General features: G+C 62.9%; 20 protein-coding genes. 8 read left to right on the forward strand and 12 right to left on the reverse strand.

The window, feature by feature from the left end:
- The first annotated feature begins 6 nt into the window (after nucleotides 1–6).
- A complete protein-coding gene (locus tag IPL79_15055; protein MBK9072297.1) occupies nucleotides 7–852 on the forward strand; it encodes a hypothetical protein in 846 nt (281 codons plus the stop codon).
- Nucleotides 853–879: 27 nt separating this feature from the next.
- Here the strand turns inward: IPL79_15055 and IPL79_15060 are convergent, their stop codons facing one another.
- The 8 genes from IPL79_15060 to IPL79_15095 all read right to left on the reverse strand — a co-directional run bounded on the left by IPL79_15060 (nucleotide 880) and on the right by IPL79_15095 (nucleotide 7405).
- Nucleotides 880–1332, reverse strand: a complete 453-nt coding sequence (locus tag IPL79_15060) for a hypothetical protein (protein MBK9072298.1) — start codon at nucleotides 1330–1332, stop codon at nucleotides 880–882.
- Between the two features lie 107 nt (nucleotides 1333–1439).
- On the reverse strand, nucleotides 1440–2459 hold the full coding sequence (locus IPL79_15065) for a metal ABC transporter permease (GenBank protein MBK9072299.1): 1020 nt from the start codon (nucleotides 2457–2459) through the stop codon (nucleotides 1440–1442).
- A complete protein-coding gene (locus tag IPL79_15070; protein ID MBK9072300.1) occupies nucleotides 2452–3231 on the reverse strand; it encodes an ATP-binding cassette domain-containing protein in 780 nt (259 codons plus the stop codon). The genes IPL79_15065 and IPL79_15070 overlap by 8 nt, the downstream gene beginning before the upstream one ends.
- An 8-nt stretch (nucleotides 3232–3239) precedes the next feature.
- Nucleotides 3240–3737 (reverse strand): hypothetical protein, encoded by a 498-nt coding sequence (locus IPL79_15075; GenBank protein ID MBK9072301.1) that lies wholly within the window; start codon nucleotides 3735–3737, stop codon nucleotides 3240–3242.
- Nucleotides 3738–3791: 54 nt separating this feature from the next.
- On the reverse strand, nucleotides 3792–4268 hold the full coding sequence (locus IPL79_15080; GenBank protein MBK9072302.1) for a hypothetical protein: 477 nt from the start codon (nucleotides 4266–4268) through the stop codon (nucleotides 3792–3794).
- A gap of 23 nt (nucleotides 4269–4291) precedes the next feature.
- Complete coding sequence (locus IPL79_15085; GenBank protein ID MBK9072303.1) at nucleotides 4292–5119, reverse strand: hypothetical protein; 828 nt, start codon at nucleotides 5117–5119, stop codon at nucleotides 4292–4294.
- Nucleotides 5116–6018, reverse strand: coding sequence for a zinc ABC transporter substrate-binding protein (locus tag IPL79_15090; GenBank protein ID MBK9072304.1), 903 nt, complete (start codon nucleotides 6016–6018; stop codon nucleotides 5116–5118). The genes IPL79_15085 and IPL79_15090 overlap by 4 nt, the downstream gene beginning before the upstream one ends.
- Before the next feature lie 67 nt (nucleotides 6019–6085).
- A complete protein-coding gene (locus IPL79_15095; protein ID MBK9072305.1) occupies nucleotides 6086–7405 on the reverse strand; it encodes a zinc-regulated TonB-dependent outer membrane receptor in 1320 nt (439 codons plus the stop codon).
- 237 nt (nucleotides 7406–7642) lie between these two features.
- Here IPL79_15095 and IPL79_15100 point away from each other — a divergent pair, with 237 nt between their 5' ends.
- The 3 genes from IPL79_15100 to IPL79_15110 are packed head-to-tail and all read left to right on the forward strand — an operon-like array spanning nucleotide 7643 to nucleotide 10518.
- Nucleotides 7643–8098 (forward strand): beta-lactamase family protein, encoded by a 456-nt coding sequence (locus tag IPL79_15100; GenBank protein MBK9072306.1) that lies wholly within the window; start codon nucleotides 7643–7645, stop codon nucleotides 8096–8098.
- Nucleotides 8071–9039 carry a beta-lactamase family protein gene (locus tag IPL79_15105; GenBank protein ID MBK9072307.1) on the forward strand — a complete coding sequence of 323 codons (969 nt, stop codon included), beginning with the start codon at nucleotides 8071–8073 and terminating at the stop codon, nucleotides 9037–9039. Before IPL79_15100 ends, IPL79_15105 begins: the two co-directional genes overlap by 28 nt.
- A gap of 45 nt (nucleotides 9040–9084) precedes the next feature.
- Entirely contained in the window at nucleotides 9085–10518 is a 1434-nt protein-coding gene (locus IPL79_15110; GenBank protein MBK9072308.1) for a beta-lactamase family protein, read from the forward strand.
- Between the two features lie 4 nt (nucleotides 10519–10522).
- Here IPL79_15110 and IPL79_15115 read toward each other — a convergent pair whose 3' ends face one another.
- From IPL79_15115 to IPL79_15125, 3 genes are all read right to left on the reverse strand, one after another.
- Nucleotides 10523–11365 (reverse strand): tetratricopeptide repeat protein, encoded by an 843-nt coding sequence (locus tag IPL79_15115; protein ID MBK9072309.1) that lies wholly within the window; start codon nucleotides 11363–11365, stop codon nucleotides 10523–10525.
- A 238-nt stretch (nucleotides 11366–11603) separates the two neighbouring features.
- The gene (locus tag IPL79_15120; protein MBK9072310.1) at nucleotides 11604–12794 is read right to left on the reverse strand and encodes a retropepsin-like domain-containing protein; all 1191 of its coding nucleotides are present in this window, start codon (nucleotides 12792–12794) and stop codon (nucleotides 11604–11606) included.
- A 51-nt stretch (nucleotides 12795–12845) separates the two neighbouring features.
- Entirely contained in the window at nucleotides 12846–15764 is a 2919-nt protein-coding gene (locus IPL79_15125) for an insulinase family protein (GenBank protein MBK9072311.1), read from the reverse strand.
- Between the two features lie 274 nt (nucleotides 15765–16038).
- Between IPL79_15125 and rpsB the strand changes: the two genes are divergently transcribed.
- From rpsB to IPL79_15145, 4 genes are all read left to right on the forward strand, one after another.
- Nucleotides 16039–16887, forward strand: coding sequence for a 30S ribosomal protein S2 (gene rpsB / locus IPL79_15130; protein MBK9072312.1), 849 nt, complete (start codon nucleotides 16039–16041; stop codon nucleotides 16885–16887).
- 170 nt (nucleotides 16888–17057) lie between these two features.
- A complete protein-coding gene (gene tsf, locus IPL79_15135) occupies nucleotides 17058–17708 on the forward strand; it encodes a translation elongation factor Ts (GenBank protein ID MBK9072313.1) in 651 nt (216 codons plus the stop codon).
- A 127-nt stretch (nucleotides 17709–17835) separates the two neighbouring features.
- Complete coding sequence (locus tag IPL79_15140; GenBank protein MBK9072314.1) at nucleotides 17836–18252, forward strand: hypothetical protein; 417 nt, start codon at nucleotides 17836–17838, stop codon at nucleotides 18250–18252.
- A 112-nt stretch (nucleotides 18253–18364) separates the two neighbouring features.
- Nucleotides 18365–18868: a hypothetical protein gene (locus tag IPL79_15145; GenBank protein MBK9072315.1), complete on the forward strand. Its 504-nt coding sequence runs from the start codon at nucleotides 18365–18367 to the stop codon at nucleotides 18866–18868.
- A 39-nt stretch (nucleotides 18869–18907) separates the two neighbouring features.
- Here IPL79_15145 and IPL79_15150 read toward each other — a convergent pair whose 3' ends face one another.
- The gene (locus IPL79_15150; GenBank protein MBK9072316.1) at nucleotides 18908–19372 is read right to left on the reverse strand and encodes a hypothetical protein; all 465 of its coding nucleotides are present in this window, start codon (nucleotides 19370–19372) and stop codon (nucleotides 18908–18910) included.
- Nucleotides 19373–19469 lie beyond the last annotated feature (97 nt).

The following is a 19469-nucleotide window of genomic DNA, read 5'->3' on the forward strand; positions in this document are numbered from 1 at the left end:
ACCATCATGAATCGTCGGCTCGTTTATCGTGCGGCCATCGCGGCTGCCATGGCGCTTGCATCCAGCAAATCGACGCCGGTCGAGGCGCAGGCCTGCCACGGCACCAGCGCGGCAACCATGGCGCAGCGACAGCTGGACGCGGCGCCGGGAAAACACCAATACCCACTGCGCGTGGGGCTCGCCTGGCAGACGCAATACACGTCGTTTCATCGCGATGGCAGCGCCGGCGACGCGCTCGCGCATCATCTCACGCTGGGCGCTGAGCAGCCGTGGTGGCGCGTCGCGGTGTCGGCGAGCTATGCCACCGCCTGGCCGCATGGTGACGCCGTCGCAACCGGGCTCGCTGATCCGACGGGCACGCTGGCGTTGCGCGTGCTGCGCGCGGCGCGTGGCGCCCAAGCGTACCAGCTGTGGGCCAGCGCGACCGCGGTGGTGGGCCTTGGCGACAGCGCGTTGCTCGGCGAAAGCCACACCATGCTGGTACCTGCGCTCGCCCTCGACGCCGCCGGGGCGCACTGGTTTGGCGAGGTGAGCGCGATGTACCACGTCGGCCTCGGCGGCAGCGACCACGTGCATATGCACGCGCACACGGGCACGCTAAACGTGGTGAGGCCTATGGCTGGCGATGGGCTTGGCTTCTCGGTGCGCGCCGGGCGAGTGGTCTCGCGGTCACTCGCACTTGAGGCCAGCCTGGTAAGTCAGCTGGGTGAGTCGACCCGCGTCCACCAAGTCGTCATCGATCTCGCCAAACAAGTGTCGCCGCGCTTGCTCGCCAGCCTCGGCGTCGGGGTCACGTCCGTCGCGCAATCGATCGAGCCGATGGTGACGCTCGGCGTGCGCACGTCATGGTAGCTGGCGCGCCCGCGATCGCCGCGGCGCTTACTCGACGGTCAGGCTGCCCGTGATGTTGTGCCGCAAGCCGACGTTGTGGGTCGTCGAGTGAAAGGCATAGCTGCCAACCTCGTTAAAGGTGAAGCAGGCGGTTGCATCAGGCGCGACGTAAAATAGCTCGGTCGGGGCGGCGGGCGTGCCGGCTTGGACCTCAAGGCCATCGGCCATGGCAAAACGCACCGTCGCCCCCAGCGCGATGGTGGTGGCTGCGGGAACGTATTCGCCGCCCAGGCCCTCAATCGTCGCCGCCACCACGCCGGCGTTGCAATCGACCACGGCCACCTCGGCCAGTGGTGCATCGGTGCCGCCATCCGGCGCATCTGGGGCGTCAGGCTCTGGAGTGCACGAGGCCTCGGCACAACGCGCTGGGTCGGCATCGTCGCAGGCCGACGCGGTCAAGGCGAGGCCGAGGTACAGGGCAGACGCGGCGAAGTGCTTCATCGGGCGGATGTATGGCACACGCTGGCAAGCCCGCCTAGCGCCACGCTCTCGCCGCCCTGCGCAAAAATTTCGCAGGTCGCTCACAGGTCGCAGGCTTTGACGCGGGGCTAGGCGGCGACGCGTGTGCGATGCCATCGCGTCGTGAATGCAGCGAGCACCGTGCGCAGCAGCACGGCAACGACGACGAGGGCGCCGGCGAGCACCGCCTGCGTCGCGCCGACTGGGAATTCGTAGAGGAACGCGATGAGATAGCCGCCCACGCCGGCGACGGCGCCGAGCAGGGAGGCGACGACAAAGGTGACGAAAAACGGCCCGCGCGCCAGCACCACCGCTGCCATGCCGGGCAGGGTCGAGAGCGCAAAGGTTGGCATGGCGCCTATGGCGCGCGCCGACTGCGCGATCACCACTGCGATCGATATTGCCATGATCAAATCGAGCAAGGCCACCGGCACACGCTGCACGCGCGCCGCCACAGGGTCAAAGCTCGCAAAGACAAAGCCGCGAAACCACCACAGCTGCAGCAGCATCACCGCGGCACCAGCGATCTCAAGGCCGTGCAAATCCTCGTGGGCCACCACCACCGCGGTGCCAAACAAGATCGCCGTGATGTCATGTGCCTCTTGCGTGATCTTGGCGCCGACCAAGACCGCCGCGCCTGAGGCCAACGCAAACAGCAGGCCCAGCATCATCTCACGGCTAATCCCGAGTTTTTGCCAATCGCGCGTCAGCACGGCCGCGGCGCCCAGCGAGAGCACGATCGCGCCCAGCGACGGCGAGATGCTCCACCCCAAATAGATCGAAACAAAAAACGACAGCGCGACGCCGAGGCCCGCGCTCTGCGTCACCGCGGCGCTGAAAAATACCATGCGGCGAAGCACGATGTAGACCGACAAAAACCCCAGCACGATGCCCGCGATGGCGCCCGCGACCACGGCATCTTGGAATAGATCCCAGCTGCCGACAAAATCTTGCCAGCTTGGGCCAGGCTGTTCGACATGGGCGTGTGGCTCGGTCGTTGCATGGCCGGTGCCATCCGCGGCGGTGGCAGGCGCGTCCCCGGCGAGCGCCGCCTCGATCGCCGCCAGGTCGATATCGTCGCCCGGCGGGCGTGGGGCAGCGTCATTCATGGGGTGCCTCTTCGCTAACAATGCGGCCAAATTGCGCCATAAACCGCGGCCTCGCCGCAATGTCGGCAACCCGACCAACCGCAATTTTCTCGCCGCCAGGCGCGTCCGGATCAAAGAACACGATCAAATCGGCGAAATGCGCCGCGACCGCGACGGCATGACTAATTACGACGGTACCGAGGCTGCGTTCGCGCGCCAATTCGCGAATACGCGCAAACGCCGCGCGTTCGGCCACCGCGTCCATCGACGCGGTGGGTTCATCGAGCACCGCAAGCTCGGCGCCGCTGGCGAGCATGCGCGCGAGCAACACCCGCTGTTGCTGCCCGCCCGACAATTCACCGAAGCGGCGGCCACCCAGCTCGGCAGCGCCTACCTCGGCCAGGCCCTCCTCGACGCGACCGCGTTGCGCCTTGGTCGTCCATGGCCGCAAAAAATCCCACCCCCACTGCGTACCCCACCGCGCGACATCGCGCACGCGTAGCGGCGCGACGTCGAGAGTCACCACTTGCGGCACGTAGGTTGCGCGCACGCCGCTGCGCCACGCGGCTTCGCCGCTGACCGGCGGCAAGAGCCCAAGCAAGGTGCGGGCAAACGTCGTCTTGCCTGAGCCGTTGCGTCCGACGACCAACACCACTTGCCCAGGTTCGATGGTTAGATCAACCGGCGGCGCGAGCGCGGTGCCGACATACCCAACGACAAGTCGCCTGCACTGGACAAGCGCGGTCTCGGTGGAGGTCGGAGGACGCGCGATAGAGGCAGGTGTGTTTTTCACAATACTTGTTACGGCTTGGCGGCTTCCATCGCGGCGTGAAACGCATCGTGGACCGCGGTAAACGTTACTTCAAAGTCGGCATCGGTGACGGTTGCCGAGGCGCACGTTGTTTGCAGCGCGTCGGTCTTGGCTTGCAGCGCCGCGCCGGCCATTTCGTTTTGGTTGGCGGTGCCAGCCGGGAACAACTTGGCGGCGGCTACGAGCTCTCCAACCTTGCTGCAGGCGGTGGTGCGGCGCGCGGTCGTGCCGTGCCAGATCGGCGACAACACGGCGTGGTAATTCTTGACGTGGTCCGGCATCGCACCGTGGTGCTTTTCGCCGTCGCCGTGTGCATGGCCTGCGCCGTGCTTGCCACACGCATGGCCTTCGCCTGGCGCGTGCTCAGTACTTTGGGCGGTCGCCTTGTCGGCAGTGGTGGTCGCGGTTTCACCGGCCTTGGGGCGCGAGCAACTCACGACGGTGGCAAGGGCGGCGGAAACTGCGATGAGCTTGAACGTGTTCGACATGGGACGGTGATGCCATGGCCGACCAACGCGGTCAATGGAATGGGCGCACTTGCGCTACTCGTGCACGTGGCCGGCGGCCTCTTCGATCACCAGGTTTAGCTCGCCAGTGACCGGCCCTAGCTCAAGCACGGCCGTGCCGACCGGCAGCTCGACGACGTGGCGGCCCTTGATCGTCGTGCACGCCTCCGAGCTGGTCGTGGACGCCTCGATGGGGAGCGGGTCGCCATCGGCGGTTGTCAGCGCCAGGTCGACGTCTTGGTTAAAGAAGAAGATGTAGTCGGTGGCCTCGGCCGCGGCGAAGCTTACGTAGCCAGGGGCGCCGTCGGGGAGCAAGATCGCATAGGCCGTGTGGTCATTGCTGACGGCCGGGGGCGCATCGGCGTCGGCGGTGGCGAACACATCTTCAAACGGACCTTCCGCGAGGTGCTCGCAGGCCTCGACGTCGGCGGCATTGGTATTATCGTGATCGTCACCACCGCAGGCAATAAATGAAAGCGCGATGGCGAAAGTTGCAAAGGTTTGTTTTTTCATATGAACTCCGGAGGGCAATAGCACTAGTTGGTACGGATCGAAGTGAAGACGAGAGGTGTGGCGCTGAGGCCCTCGGCAAGCGCGGCGGCGCCGTTTGGATCGCTCGCTAGATCGAGCGGCTCGCCGGTAAGCGCCAGCCAGTTGATGTCGTCGAGCAGCGCGGCGGTCGGGGCGAGGCTGGCGAGAAACGCGATCTGCGGCGCATTGGCGCGGTCGATGGGCAAGCCGCCGTCGACCGTCGTCTTGCTGCCACCGTCGGGGAGTTCGAGCGTAACCACAAACGCTTGCTCGGCGAGGCGCGCCGGTTCGCGGCCATCGCGCACGCGGCCGGCAAGCGCAAGGCCGTTCGTCGTCAGCGTCACTTTGCCAAGGCTGCCCAGCGGCAGATCGCATGGTGCACCGTCGCAGGCCAAGACAAACGATTCGCCGGCGAGCGCATCGACTGGCGCGAGCGGCCACGTCACCAAGGGCTTTGCCGGCGCGCCGCCGGTGAGCTCGGCCGAAATGTCTTCGTAGGAGACCAGCCGGCCATCGGCGGCATGGCAGTGGCCGTTGTGGCAAAGCGAATAACCCGGAGGTGGTGCCGCAGGATCAAACGCGAGCGCGGCCTCGGCGCCGGGCAACAGCGCGAGCGCTTGCAGGGTGAGCCCCACGTCGTCGAGCTTGACCTCGAAATCGCTGGCGAGCCGTTGCCAGCCGTCGCCTTCATCTCGCTCGGGCAGCATTTGCCACTGCGCGTGGAATTGCCCCTCAATGGCGCCAAATGGCTCTCCTGGGCCATTGGTGCACCCTGCAGCCATGGTGAAAATGGCCGCGATTGCGCTCCACGTGGCTAGATAGGAGGTCCTCATCGCAGCGCCTTTTCCAGCGACGTGATGGTCTCCTCGACGTGCTGAAGATAGGTTTCGCCGGCTGCCAAGTCGGTGCCGGGAATGGCGACCACCGTGCCGCCCATCTTTTCGGCGACCATGCGGCCGGTCTTGTCGGGGTAAAAGGCTTCTTGAATGAGCACCTTGGCGCCCTTGCTTCGCGCCAAGCGAATCACCGAGGCGACGTGGCTTGGCGTTGGCGGGATGCCCGGCTTGGGCTCGAGCTCGGCGATCTCGACCAGGCCCAGCCATGAGGTGAGATACGTCCACGAGCGGTGATAGGTAACAACCGGCTTGCCGGCAAACGGCTTCATGCGCGCGTTCCAGCCGATCACGGCGCGGCCGAGCTCAAGGCGAAACGCGGCGAGATTGGCGCGATACGTCGCCGCATTCTTTGGATCGGCGGCCGCGAGCTTATCGGCGATGGCGGTGGCGCACGCCAGGCCCTGCCGCGGATCGACCAGATAGTGCGGGTTGCCACCGGGATGCACGTCGCCCATCGAGCGATCGATGGCGCCGGCGGGGCGGTCTTGAATTTTCACCACGGTCGAGCAGTCGAGAAAGCCGCTGCCCGAGCTCAAGATCTTGGGATTGCGCGCCGAGGTCTGCAGGGTTGGCAGCCAGCCAATTTCCAGCTCTAGCCCGACCGCTATCAGCACGTCGGCGCGGTTGAGCTTCACCAACAGGCTGGGCTTGGCGTCTACAAAGTGCGGATCTTGGGTTGGCAGCGACAAGGAAATAACGTCGACGTGCTTGCCGCCGACTGCCTTGGCGAGCGCCGCCAAATCCGGCACCGTGGCGACCACGTTTACGCCCGCTTGCGCCGTCCCCGCAAAGGTCAACGCGAGCAAGACACATGTCGGAGCGAGTCGTTTAAGCATGGAACCTCTGTGAGTTATGACGAAGCGAGGAGGGGTCAAATTCATGGGGGGCCTTGCGCCGGGGTGGCTAAAACTTGTGTGCACCATGCGCCCCCACAACCACCTCAAGCGCGACAAAGCTGGCGAAGATTGGCTGCGCAAGCCACGCCGGCCGGTCGACCGACACTTGCCAGCGCATACGCGAAAACTCGGTGGCCCAAAACGTCAGCGCGCCGCTATAGCGCGCGCGGCCCTTGGTCCACGCTGGGTCAAGGTCGTCGCTGCCAACGCCGTCGATGGCGGTGCTCGTCGAGCCATACTCATAGCGCGCCCCGGCGCCCCATCGCTTGGCAAACCGCCACGTCGCTTGCGCATAGCCTGAAATGTCGGACAGCAAGGCATGCGGCACCTGGCGGCGACGCAGCAGCCATTCGGTCTGCAAGGTCACCTGGGTGGTGCTCGCCTCGGTAATGGGACGGTACTTGAGGAAGGCGTCGACGCCCCACACATCGGTGCGATTGTCGTGGCCGGTGCCATTTGGGCCCGTCGCGAACGAGACGCCGCCGAGCAGCGACCAGTTTGCTGAAATATCGGCAAACTGCTTGAGCGCGATAGTCGCCTGCACATCGAGCGGCGACTCAACCGGCAAATCATTCGCTCCAAAAAAGCTGCGCGCCGTGGACTCTCCGCTGGCGTCGGTCGCCGAGGCTACGAGCTCGGCGTACCACGACGTCGGCAACAGCCACGACGCCTCGACGCCAAGCCCGCGATTACCCTCGCCACCAAACACGCGGCCGATGGCAAAGGGTTGGTCGACAAAGTCCCAGCTATGAGGATGGGTGGCATTGCCGCGGCCAAAGCGAGTGAGAAATTGCCCGGCGCGCACCTGCAAGCGATGTGGCAGCACCAGCGTCGTGGCGTAGGCCTCTTCGATCTCGACGCCAAACTGGCTAAACACCAGATTGCCGTCGAAGCGAAAATACGGATCGACCGCCTTGCCGATTGAAAGCTCAAGTTGTTGCAGCACGAACCCCGCCTCGGTCGGATCGTGGCCGCCGGTCTGTAAGTTATCCTTTTCGCTAAACCACGCCGCCGCGACATCGAGAATAAACGCCATGTCGGGGTTCATCGACACGCCTGCGCCCGCCGCCGCACCGCCGCTTCCGCGCGCGCTGCTGGCTGACGCAGGCCCCGCCGCCGCGTCGGTGGCAAGCGCCGCCGCCAGCTCGGCCTCGAGGTCCTCGTCGCTAGGTGTTGGGGCTTCCGCTGTCGTCTCGATCGGGGGCGCTTGCGCTGGTGTTGGCGGCGGCTCAATCGGTTGCGCGAGTGCAGAAGTTGCGGCGAGCAGCGCTACGAGCGTAACTACCCTTCGGCACGACCGGCGCGGCGAGCAACGTTGGTGGACCACAAGAGTTGTTTGGCATGTAGCGTAGAAGGCGACAAGGTCCGCCGCGCTAAAGTGCCGGGTTGCCGGGCGATTGCGGTCACTTGCGGCGTCGCGCGGCCATGTCCATCGTGGTATTTACGAGAGATGGAACGAACCATTTTCGCCCGTCGGGTTTGCCTAATTAGCGTGTTCGCCACATTGCTGCTCGGTTGTTCGCCCAAAGACGCAAAGGTGTCCTCCCCGGTAGATTCCGCGGCTGTGCCAGCCGGTGCCGCAGCCACGGGGGACGCCGCCGCGTCGTCGCCCACGCCTGTCGCCGGCGTGTTTCAGAGCGCGGCGATGGACGCGTTTCTCGAAAGTTATGGCCGCTACAATGGCGAGGCGGCGAGGTTCTCGGGCTACGTGCTGGTGACCAAAAACGGCAAGCCGATTTATGAGAAGGCGACGTGTTGCCTCGATCATGGCAAGACGGCCAAGCCCGATCACCACACCAACGTTCGCCTCGGCTCCATCAGCAAGCAGTTCGCCGCGACGGCGATCATGTTGCTGGTGCAAGACGGCAAGCTTGCGGTGACCGATACCATCGGCAAGCACTTGCCAAAATATCCCAAGGTCGGGCGCGACCTCACCATTCACCAATTGCTGACCCACACCTCGGTATTCCGAGCTACACCGCGATGCCCGAGGTGTTCGACCTCCGCGCCAAACCCTTGACGCCGGCCGCGCTGCTTAAGACGTTTTGGGACAAGCCGCTCGAATTTGCCCCCGGGAGCAAATTTTCCTACTCCAACTCGGGCTATGCGGTGCTCGCGGCCATCGTCGAGGCAGTTAGCAAACAGCCCTACGCTGAATTTGCCCTTGAGCGGATGTTTAGGCCCGCAGGGCTTGTGCGCACCGTTGTCGGCGATGCGGCTGGCCTGCCCAACCGCGCCGATGGCTTTACGGTCAACGACGACGGCGCGTTGGTCCCCGCCAAGGCGATCGACATGTCGGTGCCGCTTGGCGCTGGCGACGTGCGCTCGACCGCACATGAATTGATGACGTGGTTTGAGTACGTTACCTCGGGCAAGCTAATTACCGCGGACACCTGGAAACGCATGACCACCGTCGAAAAAGATCAATATGCCTATGGTTGGATCGTTGCGCCCCTCGACGGAAAGGTCCTCATCACGCACGGCGGCGGCATCGACGGCTTCTCGACCGCGTTTTGGGCGATACCTGAGGAGCAGCTGATGATCTTTGCGTGGTCCAACAACGATACGTTCGCCACCGAACCGATCGCGAAGATGGCGTACAAAGCGTACAGCGGCAAAAAAGTCGAGCTCGCCAAGGAGACCAAGCCTGCCGACGTGCCGCCGGCGACGTTGGCGCGCTATCAAGGCACGTATGAACTCACCGCGGCGTCGCGCGAGGCGGCGATTAAGCTCGGCGTGCCCGCCTCGGTCATGGACTCCGTTGCCACCATGCAAATGAAAGTGGTCGGCAAATTTGTGCGTTGCGAGCCCAAGGAGCAAGGCTCATTCTTTTTGACGCCGACAAGCCCAACGGAATTTGTGTTTGAGCGCGCGAACATCACCGCCAAATTTAGCGCTGACGGTGGGTCGTTCACCTTGGAACAGGGTGGGCTCTCGATGGTTTACGAGCGCAAGCCGTAGCGCGGCTCGGTCGAGATGCGGCGAGCTGCTCATGTCAATAGTTGCATGGCCATCGCCGCATTTGCGGCGGCCTGGGCGTGTGGCAACGACAAGCCGAGCGTGCCATCGACGTCGCCGCGAGCGGCCGAGGTTGCCGGCGCGAGCTTACCTGCCGCGAGGTTTCCCGCCGCGGCCATGGACGCGCATCTCGCCAGTCACGGGCGCCACCACGGCGAGGGCTTTACATTTTCTGGTTACGTCGTCGTCGAACACATGGGCAAGGTCATTTATGAACGTGGCCTGGGCATTACCGATGAAGCGTCGCGCGCGGTGCCTGACCGCGACACCAACATGGCGCTTGCATCGCTTAGCAAACAGTTTGCCGCCACCGCGATCTTGTTGCTAGAGCAAGACGGCCGATTGGCGGTCACGGACGTCCTTGGCAAGCATCTGCCGCAGTACCCAAAGGTTGGCCGCGGCCTTACGATCGCGCAGCTACTCACTCACAGTTCCGGCTTGATCAACCACGCCGCGTTGCCGCAGATATTTGATCATCGCGGCGAAGCGATTGAAGTTGACGCGTTGCTCGCAACGTTTGACCACAAGCCCTTGGAGTTTGCGCCAGGCACCAAGGAGGCCTACTCGAATGCGGGCTACGCCGTGTTGGCGGCCATCGTAGCCGCGGCCAGCCAGCAACCGTATGCCGAGTTTCTCGCGCAGCGGCTATTTGCGCCCGCGGGCCTCGCGCGCACACGCGTTGGCGAGGCGAGCGATCTAGCCAACCGCGCCGATGGCTTCACGGTGGGCCCTGCTGGCGAGCGAGTTGCCGCGCCGCGGCCACACTACTCGGTGCTGTTTGGCGCGGCCGACGTGCGCTCCACCGCGCGCGACATGTTGACGTGGTATCGCCATCTAAGCGGTGGCAAGCTGCTGTCGCGCGACGCCTGGTTGCGGATGATCACGACGGCCAGTCAAACCCATCAGTTTGCCTATGGTTGGCGGGTGACGCGGCACGAGGGCAGGCCGCTCATCTCTCACGGTGGCATCCTCGATGGCGTGGCGCTGGCGTTTTGGGCGATGCCCGACGCGCAGCTCGTCATATTTGTGTGGTCCAATAACGATGCCATCGACGCCGAAACCATCGCGGAAGCGGCGTACGCAGGTTTTCGGGGGCAAGCGATCGCGCTGGCGAGGGAAACCGTGCCAGTCGCCGTCCCGCCTGCGCAGCTGGCGGCCTACCACGGCACCTACGAGCTCGACATCGCCGCGCGTCGCCGTGCCATCGCCGCGGGCACCTCGTCGGCGTTTCTCGATTCCATCGCGACGCTCGAGGTAGGCCCCGCGGGAAAATTGTTGCGCGTGCACCGAAAATACCACGGCGTTTATTTCGTGGCGCCCACCAGCGAAACGGTCTTTGTCAGTCCACCTCGCCAGGGCCTCACCCTTACCTTCGCGCCCGGCCGCCTCACCGCGTGGGGTTATCCCTATGCTCGGCACTAGCGCGTCACTTGGTCAGCTTGCGATACTCGTTGATGTGCCGAATCGCCGCGCGCGCGTCGCCGCGTGAGTCGTAGAGCGTCGCCAAATTGTAGTGGGCCTCGGCCAACGAGGCGTCGAGCTCAAGCGCGCGCACGTAGTTCGCGATCGCCAACTGCTCGTCTTGCAAGTCTTGCGCAACGACGCCCATATTGTACAGCGCCGTCGCATCGTCGGGCTCCAGCCTAAGCGCGGTGTCAAAACACGCGCGCGCGCCGCCTGGGTCGCCGTTTTCCGCCATCAGCCGCCCGAGATTAATCCACGCCTCGGTGGCGTCCGGCCGCAGGTCGATCGCCTTGCGATACGCCGCCATCGCGCCTGCCAGGTCGGATTCCTCTAGCGCGACCGCGGCGACGATCCAATCCTCCGCGGTCTGTGGCGCGGTGCTTGGGCGCGACGCCACCGCGAGGCGGACCGTGCCTCCACCAGGCGCGCGCGCGGTGACAAAGGTGTGCAGCTCGGCGTGGGACGAGGGCGCGTTATCGAGCGCCAATTCTAGCTGCGACACGTGGCGATTTTCGCCGCCGCGCACCAGCACGTGGCCATGGCGTGCCTCGAGCGCAAGCTCGGCCAAGGCGCCTGGCGAGCGTTCCGCCAAGATGGCCGCGAGATCTCGCCGCAGTCGCTGCTGCGAAAGGCCTGCGCCTAGCAGCGACTTGACACTGCGCAGCGCCGCTAGATCACGAAATGACAAGCGCACCGGCAGCTCGCCCACATGGCCTAGCCAGCCTTCGCGGATGCACATGCGCACCGTTGACTCGCTGAGGCCAATGAGTTGCGCTGCGTGACGTGCAGTGTAGTTGGACCACACGCCCGCAGTTTGTGGGTTTGCGCGGCGATGGTCAAGCGCCGTTTCGCGTCAATCGCCGGTGTGCTCCCGCGCGTCCAAGCTGTGGGTAGGCTGTGGAAGCGCTGTGAATGTGGCGAGGACAGCCTGTGTGGCGGTAGTGGGTAAGCCGTTGTTTGTTAAAGCATCTTGTGCGCAATTGCCAACCAACTCGGGTGGTTTGCTGCGTTTTGAGTGCGTGCGTCGCGCCTGGGCGCGGTCGCTATAATTTCCACGGCACGAGCGTAATCGACGATGCGTTTACCGTCGGTTGCAGGCGCCACAAGATGTTAAAGCCCGCGACCATCTCATCGTCACTCGCGATGGCGTCAACCACCATCACGTCGACCTGGCTCAGCTCGAGGCCGCCGAGCTGCATCGCCGGCACCTTGGCGAGGCGGCCGCTCATCATGGTGCCCAGGACCAAGCCCTCGATCTTGGCTTCCCCGATCGCAAGGCCCAGCTCGCTCGCGAGCGCCGTGGTAATTGCGGTCGTGCCCGCCTTTTCGTCGACGCGCGCGGAGATGGTGCGCTCGCCCACCGTGAAATCGCCAAACACACCAGCTTCGCCCTTTGGCCGCGTAAGCTTGCCGCTGGTACCAACGGCGAGCTCGTCGCATTTCTTGCCAAACATGGTCGCCTGATAGGCGCGGTCGGCATCGTCCGACAGCGTGCCGCCTTGGACGCGGGTAAAATAGTTGAGCGCAAACACCAGCTCGCAGGCGTCGGCGGTCTGCTCGGCGACGCGCGCGACGATGCCGGCGGCGTATTGCGAAAGGCTGTCTTCGCCCGAATTCGCCATAGATTGGCGGAAATCAGCGAACGCGCCCGGCAGGTTGTAGCGCCATTGCGCGTCGCCGCGCCACCACCAAAAATCGCTGTCGGCAGGCCGGCTGGCGATCAAGGCCGTGGCCGCGGTCGTTGCCTCCTGCGGTTGCCCAAGCTCCAAGTGCGCGCGGTACTTGCGCCACAGCAACTTGCGCGGCTCGCCGCAGGCCGGCTGCCAAGCGTCGACCGCGTCAATGGCCTCTTGGTTGCGCCCGAGCTCCATCGATTCCTCAACCACGGTGAGCGCGGCCTCATAATCGCAAGGCACCTTGGCCCACTTTTGCTTGGCGAGTCGCAGGTCAATGGGCTCGGCGGCAAGCTTGGTCGCCTCCGCCACCTTCGCCGAGGTTTCCGCCGCCCGCTTGTCGTTAATTTTCTTGCCGTTGATCGCGAGCCAAACGATGCCCGCCGCGACGACGGTGCCCCCGACCGCTAAGGCCACGCGCGATTTTCGCTTGGCGGCCGCCTCACACGGCCCGCACGAGCGGCCCATGTTAAAGGCGAGGCAGCTATCGCACAGCGGCTGCTTACAGGTTCGGCAGGCGCCAAAGGCCTCAAAGGTGGGATGGACGGCGCAGGCTTGCATGCCCGACGCATATCAGGCGCCGCGCGGGGCGCCAACACAATTCGCGCGGCTCTACTTCGCCGGCATCAGCACGCCGGTAAATTGGTTCTTCGAGGCCACCAGCCGCTTGGCCATGGCCTTAATATTTCCGTTGGTTACGCGCGCCACGGTTGCCTCGATATCGAGGAGCGCCGGCAAGGCATCGCCATACTCATAAGCCTGGGCAATGGAGCTCAGCCACCAGCGATTGACGCTCAAATTTTCTTCGCGTTCTCGTCGCAGCTGCGCAACAATACGCTCGAGATACGCGGGCTCGACGCCGTTTTTGGCAATGGCTGCCAATTCGGCGCGCGCGGCTTTTTGCAGCGCCGCGACATTTTCTGGGGCGCAGCCAAAATTAATGTCCAAGCGCAATTCTTGCCGCGGGATGCGTGAAAGCGTCACATTTGCCCGTGCCCCGTATACGCCGCTCATCTCTTCGCGCAACACGTCGATCAGGCGCATCCCGAGCGCCATGCGAAGGATTTTGGCATCGGTGGCGGTTGCCAACGTCCAAGTCGCCGGCAACCAGGTCGACAAGACAACCTGGCTTTTGGGTTCGCTGCCGGCGTGCACGGTTTTGCTGTGCTTGCCGGGGCGGCGTGGCAGATTTGGATCTTTCCACGTGCCAACTCGGGGACTCGTCGCCGAGCCCGGCAGGCTGGCGAGATACTTCATCACCAGCAGCCGCGTCGTTGGCAGGTCGAGCTTGCCGGTAAGCACAAAGGTAAAATCGGAGAGGTCGGCGAAGCGCTCGCGATAGAACGCGAAGGCGTCGTCGATGCTGATCGCCTCTAAATCTGCCGGCTCGGCGTCGCGCTTGCGCAGGTTGTTGCCGTAGTGCGCCTCGCGCACTTGGTCTTCAAATTTTTGCTCCGGCGAGGCATTGTTTTCTTTCGCGAGACCGATCTGCATCTGCTGCCAGGTCGCAATCGCCACGGGGTCACGCCGTGGCGCCGCAATCTTGGCATGTAGGATTTGCAGCATCAACTCAAAATCCGCGACCGACGCGTTGCCGAAAACGCGTTGCGAAAATTCATCCATTTCGGTGATGGCCACGGCTCTGCGCCCTGCGCTTAATTTATCGAGGTCAGCCTTGGAAAGCGTGCCGACGCCGCTAACATTGACCATCGCGGCTGAAGCTTGAGCGCTCCAGTACGTGGCATCGGAAGCGAGCGAATAGCCGCCCTTGGCAAAGCCCGACAGCAAAATGGTATCGGCGTCAAAATCCGTTGGCCTTAGCACCACCGTCGCGCCATTGGAGAGCTTCCACTCGGTGATGCCTAGTGCCTCGTCGACACGCTCGGCTATAATGGTCCCTGGCGTTGGTGGCGTTTCAAGAATCTTGCCCGTGATGGCAACCTCCTCGCGCTTTTCAACGCTTTGCTCGGCCGCCGCAACGGTCTTTACGATCTCGGCCTCGGGGGGCAAATCGCCCTCCTTGGGGGTGACGATCGAAATAATCCGCCCGCGTGCCACGGCGAGCTGACGTGCCCTCTGATTCAAATCGGTCAGGCCAATCGTTGGCAGCAAGGCTTCCACCAGCGCGAGCTCGGCGGCCCGGCCAGGCATTTGTTCGCCCTCGAAATAATTGCGCGTGAGCTCGGCGGCCACGTCGGCTGAGTCGCGCGAATCCGTTTCCTTGGTCATTTGCACATACGTGCTTAGAAATTCCTTCTTGGCGCGCGCGAGCTCGGTCGCGAGAAACCCATGTTGGGCCACACGCGCATTCTCGGTCATCAAGATTTTTAGCCCATCGAGCGTCCGTCCGTTCTTCACCACTGCCATGCGCGTCGTCGACGTTGCATCGCGTACGATTTCGTTGGTGCCGATGGCTGGCGGCATGAGAAACGGACTATCTGCGGCCTTGGCCAACTCGGTAAAGCGCTCGCTGATGATCATGGTTGCCAAGGCATCGATGACATAATCGCGATAATCACCGACGGTTTCTTCACCAGGCGCAGGTGTCTTGTCTGAAACTGAGATCATCGACATCGGCATTTCCTTATCGGAAAGCCGCGACACCAGCGTTGCATGGTCGAGTGGTACCCGCTCGAGGGGGCGCGGACGCGACTTGGTAGGGCCTGCCAGCGACGCAAAGCGCGCTTTGATCTCGGCCTCCGCCTTGTCTAGATCGAGGTCGCCGACGACAATGACCGCCATTAAATCTGGGCGATACCAATCTTTATAAAACCGCAAAAACGCCTCGCGCGGCGCGGTCTTAATTGTGTCGGGCAAGCCGATAGGCAAGCGCTCCGCAAACTTGGAGCCCCTCAGTAACAGGGGCAATTGCTTTTCTGCCAGCCGCATTTGCGCGCCTTGGCTTAGGCGCCATTCCTCTAACACGACGCCGCGTTCGGCTTCGATTTCCTTCGCGTCAAAGGCAATGCCACCAGCCCAATCGCGCAAAATATCGAGCGCCTTGCCTACGTGGGCGGCGTCATCGGTTGGCACCTTGAGTTGGTAGACCGTTTGGTCAAACGACGTATAGGCATTGAGATCGGCACCGAACTTCATGCCGAATTGTTCGATTGTCTCGATAATCTTGTGTTTGGGAAAATTGGCCGTGCCATTAAACGCCATGTGCTCGACAAAATGAGCCAGGCCGCGTTGGTCGTCATCTTCGAGCACGGAGCCGGCATTGATCGCCAGCCACAGCGATGCGCGTTTGGCAGGCTTTGGGTTTTGCACCAAGTAGTAGGTCAGGCCGTTGGGCAGGACGCCGCGGCGGATTTTTGGATCGAGGGGTGTCTTGGTCGTCAACCACGCCGGGTCGGCGACGACCACGGCGGCATCGGAGCCCTCGGTAGTGCGTTCGTCAGCGGTTGCTATTGTTGCGGTGGGGGTCGTGCGCTGTGGCGATTTGCACGTGAGGGTAGTCAGAACCGCCAGCAGAGGCAGCCAGGTCGCGAGACGGGGCCGGCCCAAGGTCCATTCGCTAGATTTCGTCATGCGACTCTGTATCACACCGATGCTCGCTGGAGGGCGACGTAGCTGGCAACCGGCATTGATGTAAGCCATTGATATTAAATATGTTTTATTGATTGCGATCATTCGGTAATGCAATTGCACCACTCCCACCGCCGTGCTACCTACTGCCCCCTAACCAACACGGCCTTTGAGTAGTGGCGCCGTGGTGTTGGCAGGTCTCATGGTGAGGCAGGTCAGCGCTGTTGCCACTGCGATGACGGGGCCGGACGCACAACGGAGACAGACTATGGAAACGATGGAAGAAGCTACGTCAGAAACCCCAATCACGCTGCGCCAACTCTTGGCCGCGGGTGTCCACTTTGGGCACAACACCGGCCGCTGGAACCCAAAGATGAAGCAATTCATTTGGGGCGCCCGCGACGGCATTCACATCATTGACCTGCAACACACGGTCAAGCTGTTCAAAAAAGCCTTTCAAGCCGTCGTCGACGTGACCTCGCGCGGCGAGCAAGTGCTGTTCGTCGGCACCAAGATGCAAGCGCAAGACGTCATCGCCGAAGAGGCGTTGCGCGCCGGCCAATACTTCGTAACGCATCGCTGGCTGGGCGGCACGCTCACCAACTTCAAGACGGTCAAGGGCTCGCTCGATCGCCTCGCCAACCTCGAAAAGCTCGAGGAAGACGGCACCATCAATGCGTACACCAAGAGCGAGCAAGTGCGCATCGCCAAAGAGCGCACCAAGCTCATGCAAACGCTCGGTGGCATCAAGACCATGAAAAAGCCGCCAGGCATGCTGTTTGTCATCGATCCTGCGAAGGAACACATCGCGATCGAAGAGGCGCGCAAGCTGGAAATTCCAATTGTCGCGGTGACCGACACCAACTGCAACCCTGACTTCATCGACTATGTCATTCCGGGCAACGACGACGCGATCCGCGCCGTCAAGTTGTTCGCTGGCCGCATCGCGGATGCGTGCATCATTGGCACCAAGGTGCACAAAGAGCGCGCCCACCTGCACAAGAAGGAAGAGGTTGAGCCGCAAGACCAAGTCATCCGCGTTAGTTCGGGTGGCGATGGCCCGCGGGTTGAGATCTCCACCGGGGGGTCCATGTTCAACCCAGACGCCTCAGCCCGTCCCGATTGATCTGCGTGGTTCATTTGCTGTGATCGTGCCGTACCTCCTCGGGGTGTTTCGTCATGGACTTTATGTCCACTCCTCACACCCCTGCGGCGTTGCGGCCCGCTGACAGCAAATGCACCGACGCAGATTCCATTTTAGTTTCTTAAGAACCGAATTGAGAAAGAAGAATTGCTATGTCGATGACAGAAATGATTCGTGATCTGCGCGAGCGCACCGGCGCTGGCATGATGGACTGCAAGAAGGCCCTCGAAGAGAGCGGTCAGAACGTTGAGAAGGCGATCGACTATTTGCGCGCCAAGGGCTTGTCCAAGGCCGCGAAGAAGGCCGGTCGCGAGGCCACCGAGGGCGTGGTGTCCTCGTACATCCATGCCGGCGGCCGTGTCGGCGTGCTGGTCGAGGTCAATTGCGAAACCGACTTTGCCGGCCGCAACGAGATGTTCGTCACCTTTGCGCGCGACGTCGCCATGCACATCGCCGCGATGAACCCACTTTTTGTGCGTGCGGAAGAAATCCCCGCCGACGCCATTGCGCGCGAGCGCGACGTCGCCACCGCCAAGGCCAAGGAAACCGGCAAGCCCGACGCCATCATCGCCAAGATGGTCGACAGCGCGGTGACCACGTGGACCAAAGAGGTGTGCCTGCTCAACCAAACCTTCGTCAAAAACCCGGCGCAAACCGTCGAGCAACTGACGCAGGAGCTGGTCGGCAAGATTGGCGAAAACATCCAGATTCGCCGCTTCGTGCGCTTTGAGCTCGGCGAAGGCCTCACCAAGACCGAATCCAACTTCGCCGCCGAAGTCGCCGCCGCTGCTGGCCAGGCGTAAGAGCCGCGCGACAGGACCGGTAAGTCCTGGATTAAACTCAGAAACTTACTTAGGCGTTTTCAACCCAAGGAGTTCGGCGCTGCCAGCGTCTGACGGGGGTATGAAAAAAAGCCTAAGTCTACTATTCGTGTTTTCTTGGATTCTTACTGGCTGCTCGAAACCAGCGTCACCGCCCGCGGTTGCCACCGCCTCCCCTGCGGCCGCCGAGCCGACGTCGGAAGATAAGGCAGCGCAACCCATGGTCTCGGGGGTGCCGACCGATTTCTCTGCTGCGGACCAGCAAGCAATAACCGACGGCCTGGCCGCCACCCGCCCGGCGATCTTGGCGTGCTATTCAACCACCGCGGGGCAGTCCGTTGCCGGCGGCCGTAAGGAACGCGTGCAGGTGGCGTTTGCGCCTGGAGGCATCGTCTCAAAGGTTACGTTTATGAATGCCATGCCCGAGCCCGACGCTGGCTGCATTACCGGCGTGCTCACAGCGCATACGTTTTCGCTGGGTAACACCGACGTGGTGACCGTTAGCATGCCGCTGCCGTCGAGGTAGCGCCCCCCGCCTTTAGCGTCGGGTATGGAAGGCATCGACCATACATAGCCTGCTTTATTCGGTTACGTCGGTTTGAGTGCGATCCCGGGCTCTGCCTATACTCGGGGCACATATGAAACAAACACGCATTTGCGCCTTGTTGACAATCTCCCTCTCTTTTGGCCTTGCAGCCGTGTCTACGGCCCAGGCTGGCCCGAGCGCGGCCAACGTCAAGCGCCACCAGCCGGTGGCGGTGAACGCGACGCGGGCTGAATCGCTGCGCCTTGGCCAGCCGAAATCGGATCAGCTTGTCGTTGAGATTGGGATTTTGGACATTCTCGGGGAACTGGCGGAGGGGCAAACAGTCGCCACACGCACATCTACTTCAAATTTCGGAGTGAACACCGTATCGAGGCAGGTCTCACCTTCGACTTTGGCGTCTACCGCGAATCTGGTCGGCACGGGGATAGGCAGCATACGACTCGACGTTGCCCCAGGCGGAAAAGTAACGAACGCCGTGGTGACGTCGAAGGCCTCGTTAAGCGCAGAGGTTGCGACCTTTCTGACGTCCAAGTTTCGCGAAGCAAAATTTGCTACGAACAACACCGAGGCAATCTCGGTGTACCTGCCATACTGAGCTGATTGCGGTCGCAGCTAGCGGCGCGCGCAAAAAACGCTACGGCTTGGCGTCAGCGGCGGGCGCTTCGGCCGGGGCCGACATGGCCTCCATGATTTTTGGCGTCAAGGCTTCCATCGCGTCGCTGAGCGCCTTTTCGTTCTCCGGCGGCAGGTTGCACGCGCCAATGGCCTCGGCATCGGCCGCAGCTAGAACGCAATCTGTGAACTCGTCGGGCCATTTGTCTTCGGCGCAGCGCGTCTTCATGATGGTCTGAATCTCGGCGAAGATAGGCGTCAGCTTTTCCTTGGCCGTCTCGGGCGCGCCGGCGCGCACCTCGGTTTCCAGCGCGCTGCCAACCTTGACGGCAACGTCGGTGCATTTGTCGGCGGCAACAGTCGCCACCGGCTCGGCGGCCTCGCCGCCAGATTTTTTCTTGCAGCCCACGGTCGAGGATGCGAGCAGCGCGAGGGCGCACAACAGGGACAAACGGGTGGCGCGAAGGCCGAGGGAGCTTGATTTCATAGGTAAGGGCGAGATCCTTTCGCGGGCATGGTGACGTTACCGCCCGCCAAAGGCAATCTAGTCGGCTTGTGAAATGATCCGTTCGAGCACATAGGGT

Source organism: Myxococcales bacterium, from assembly GCA_016716835.1.
Classification (GTDB): Bacteria; Myxococcota_A; Polyangia; order Haliangiales; family Haliangiaceae; genus JADJUW01.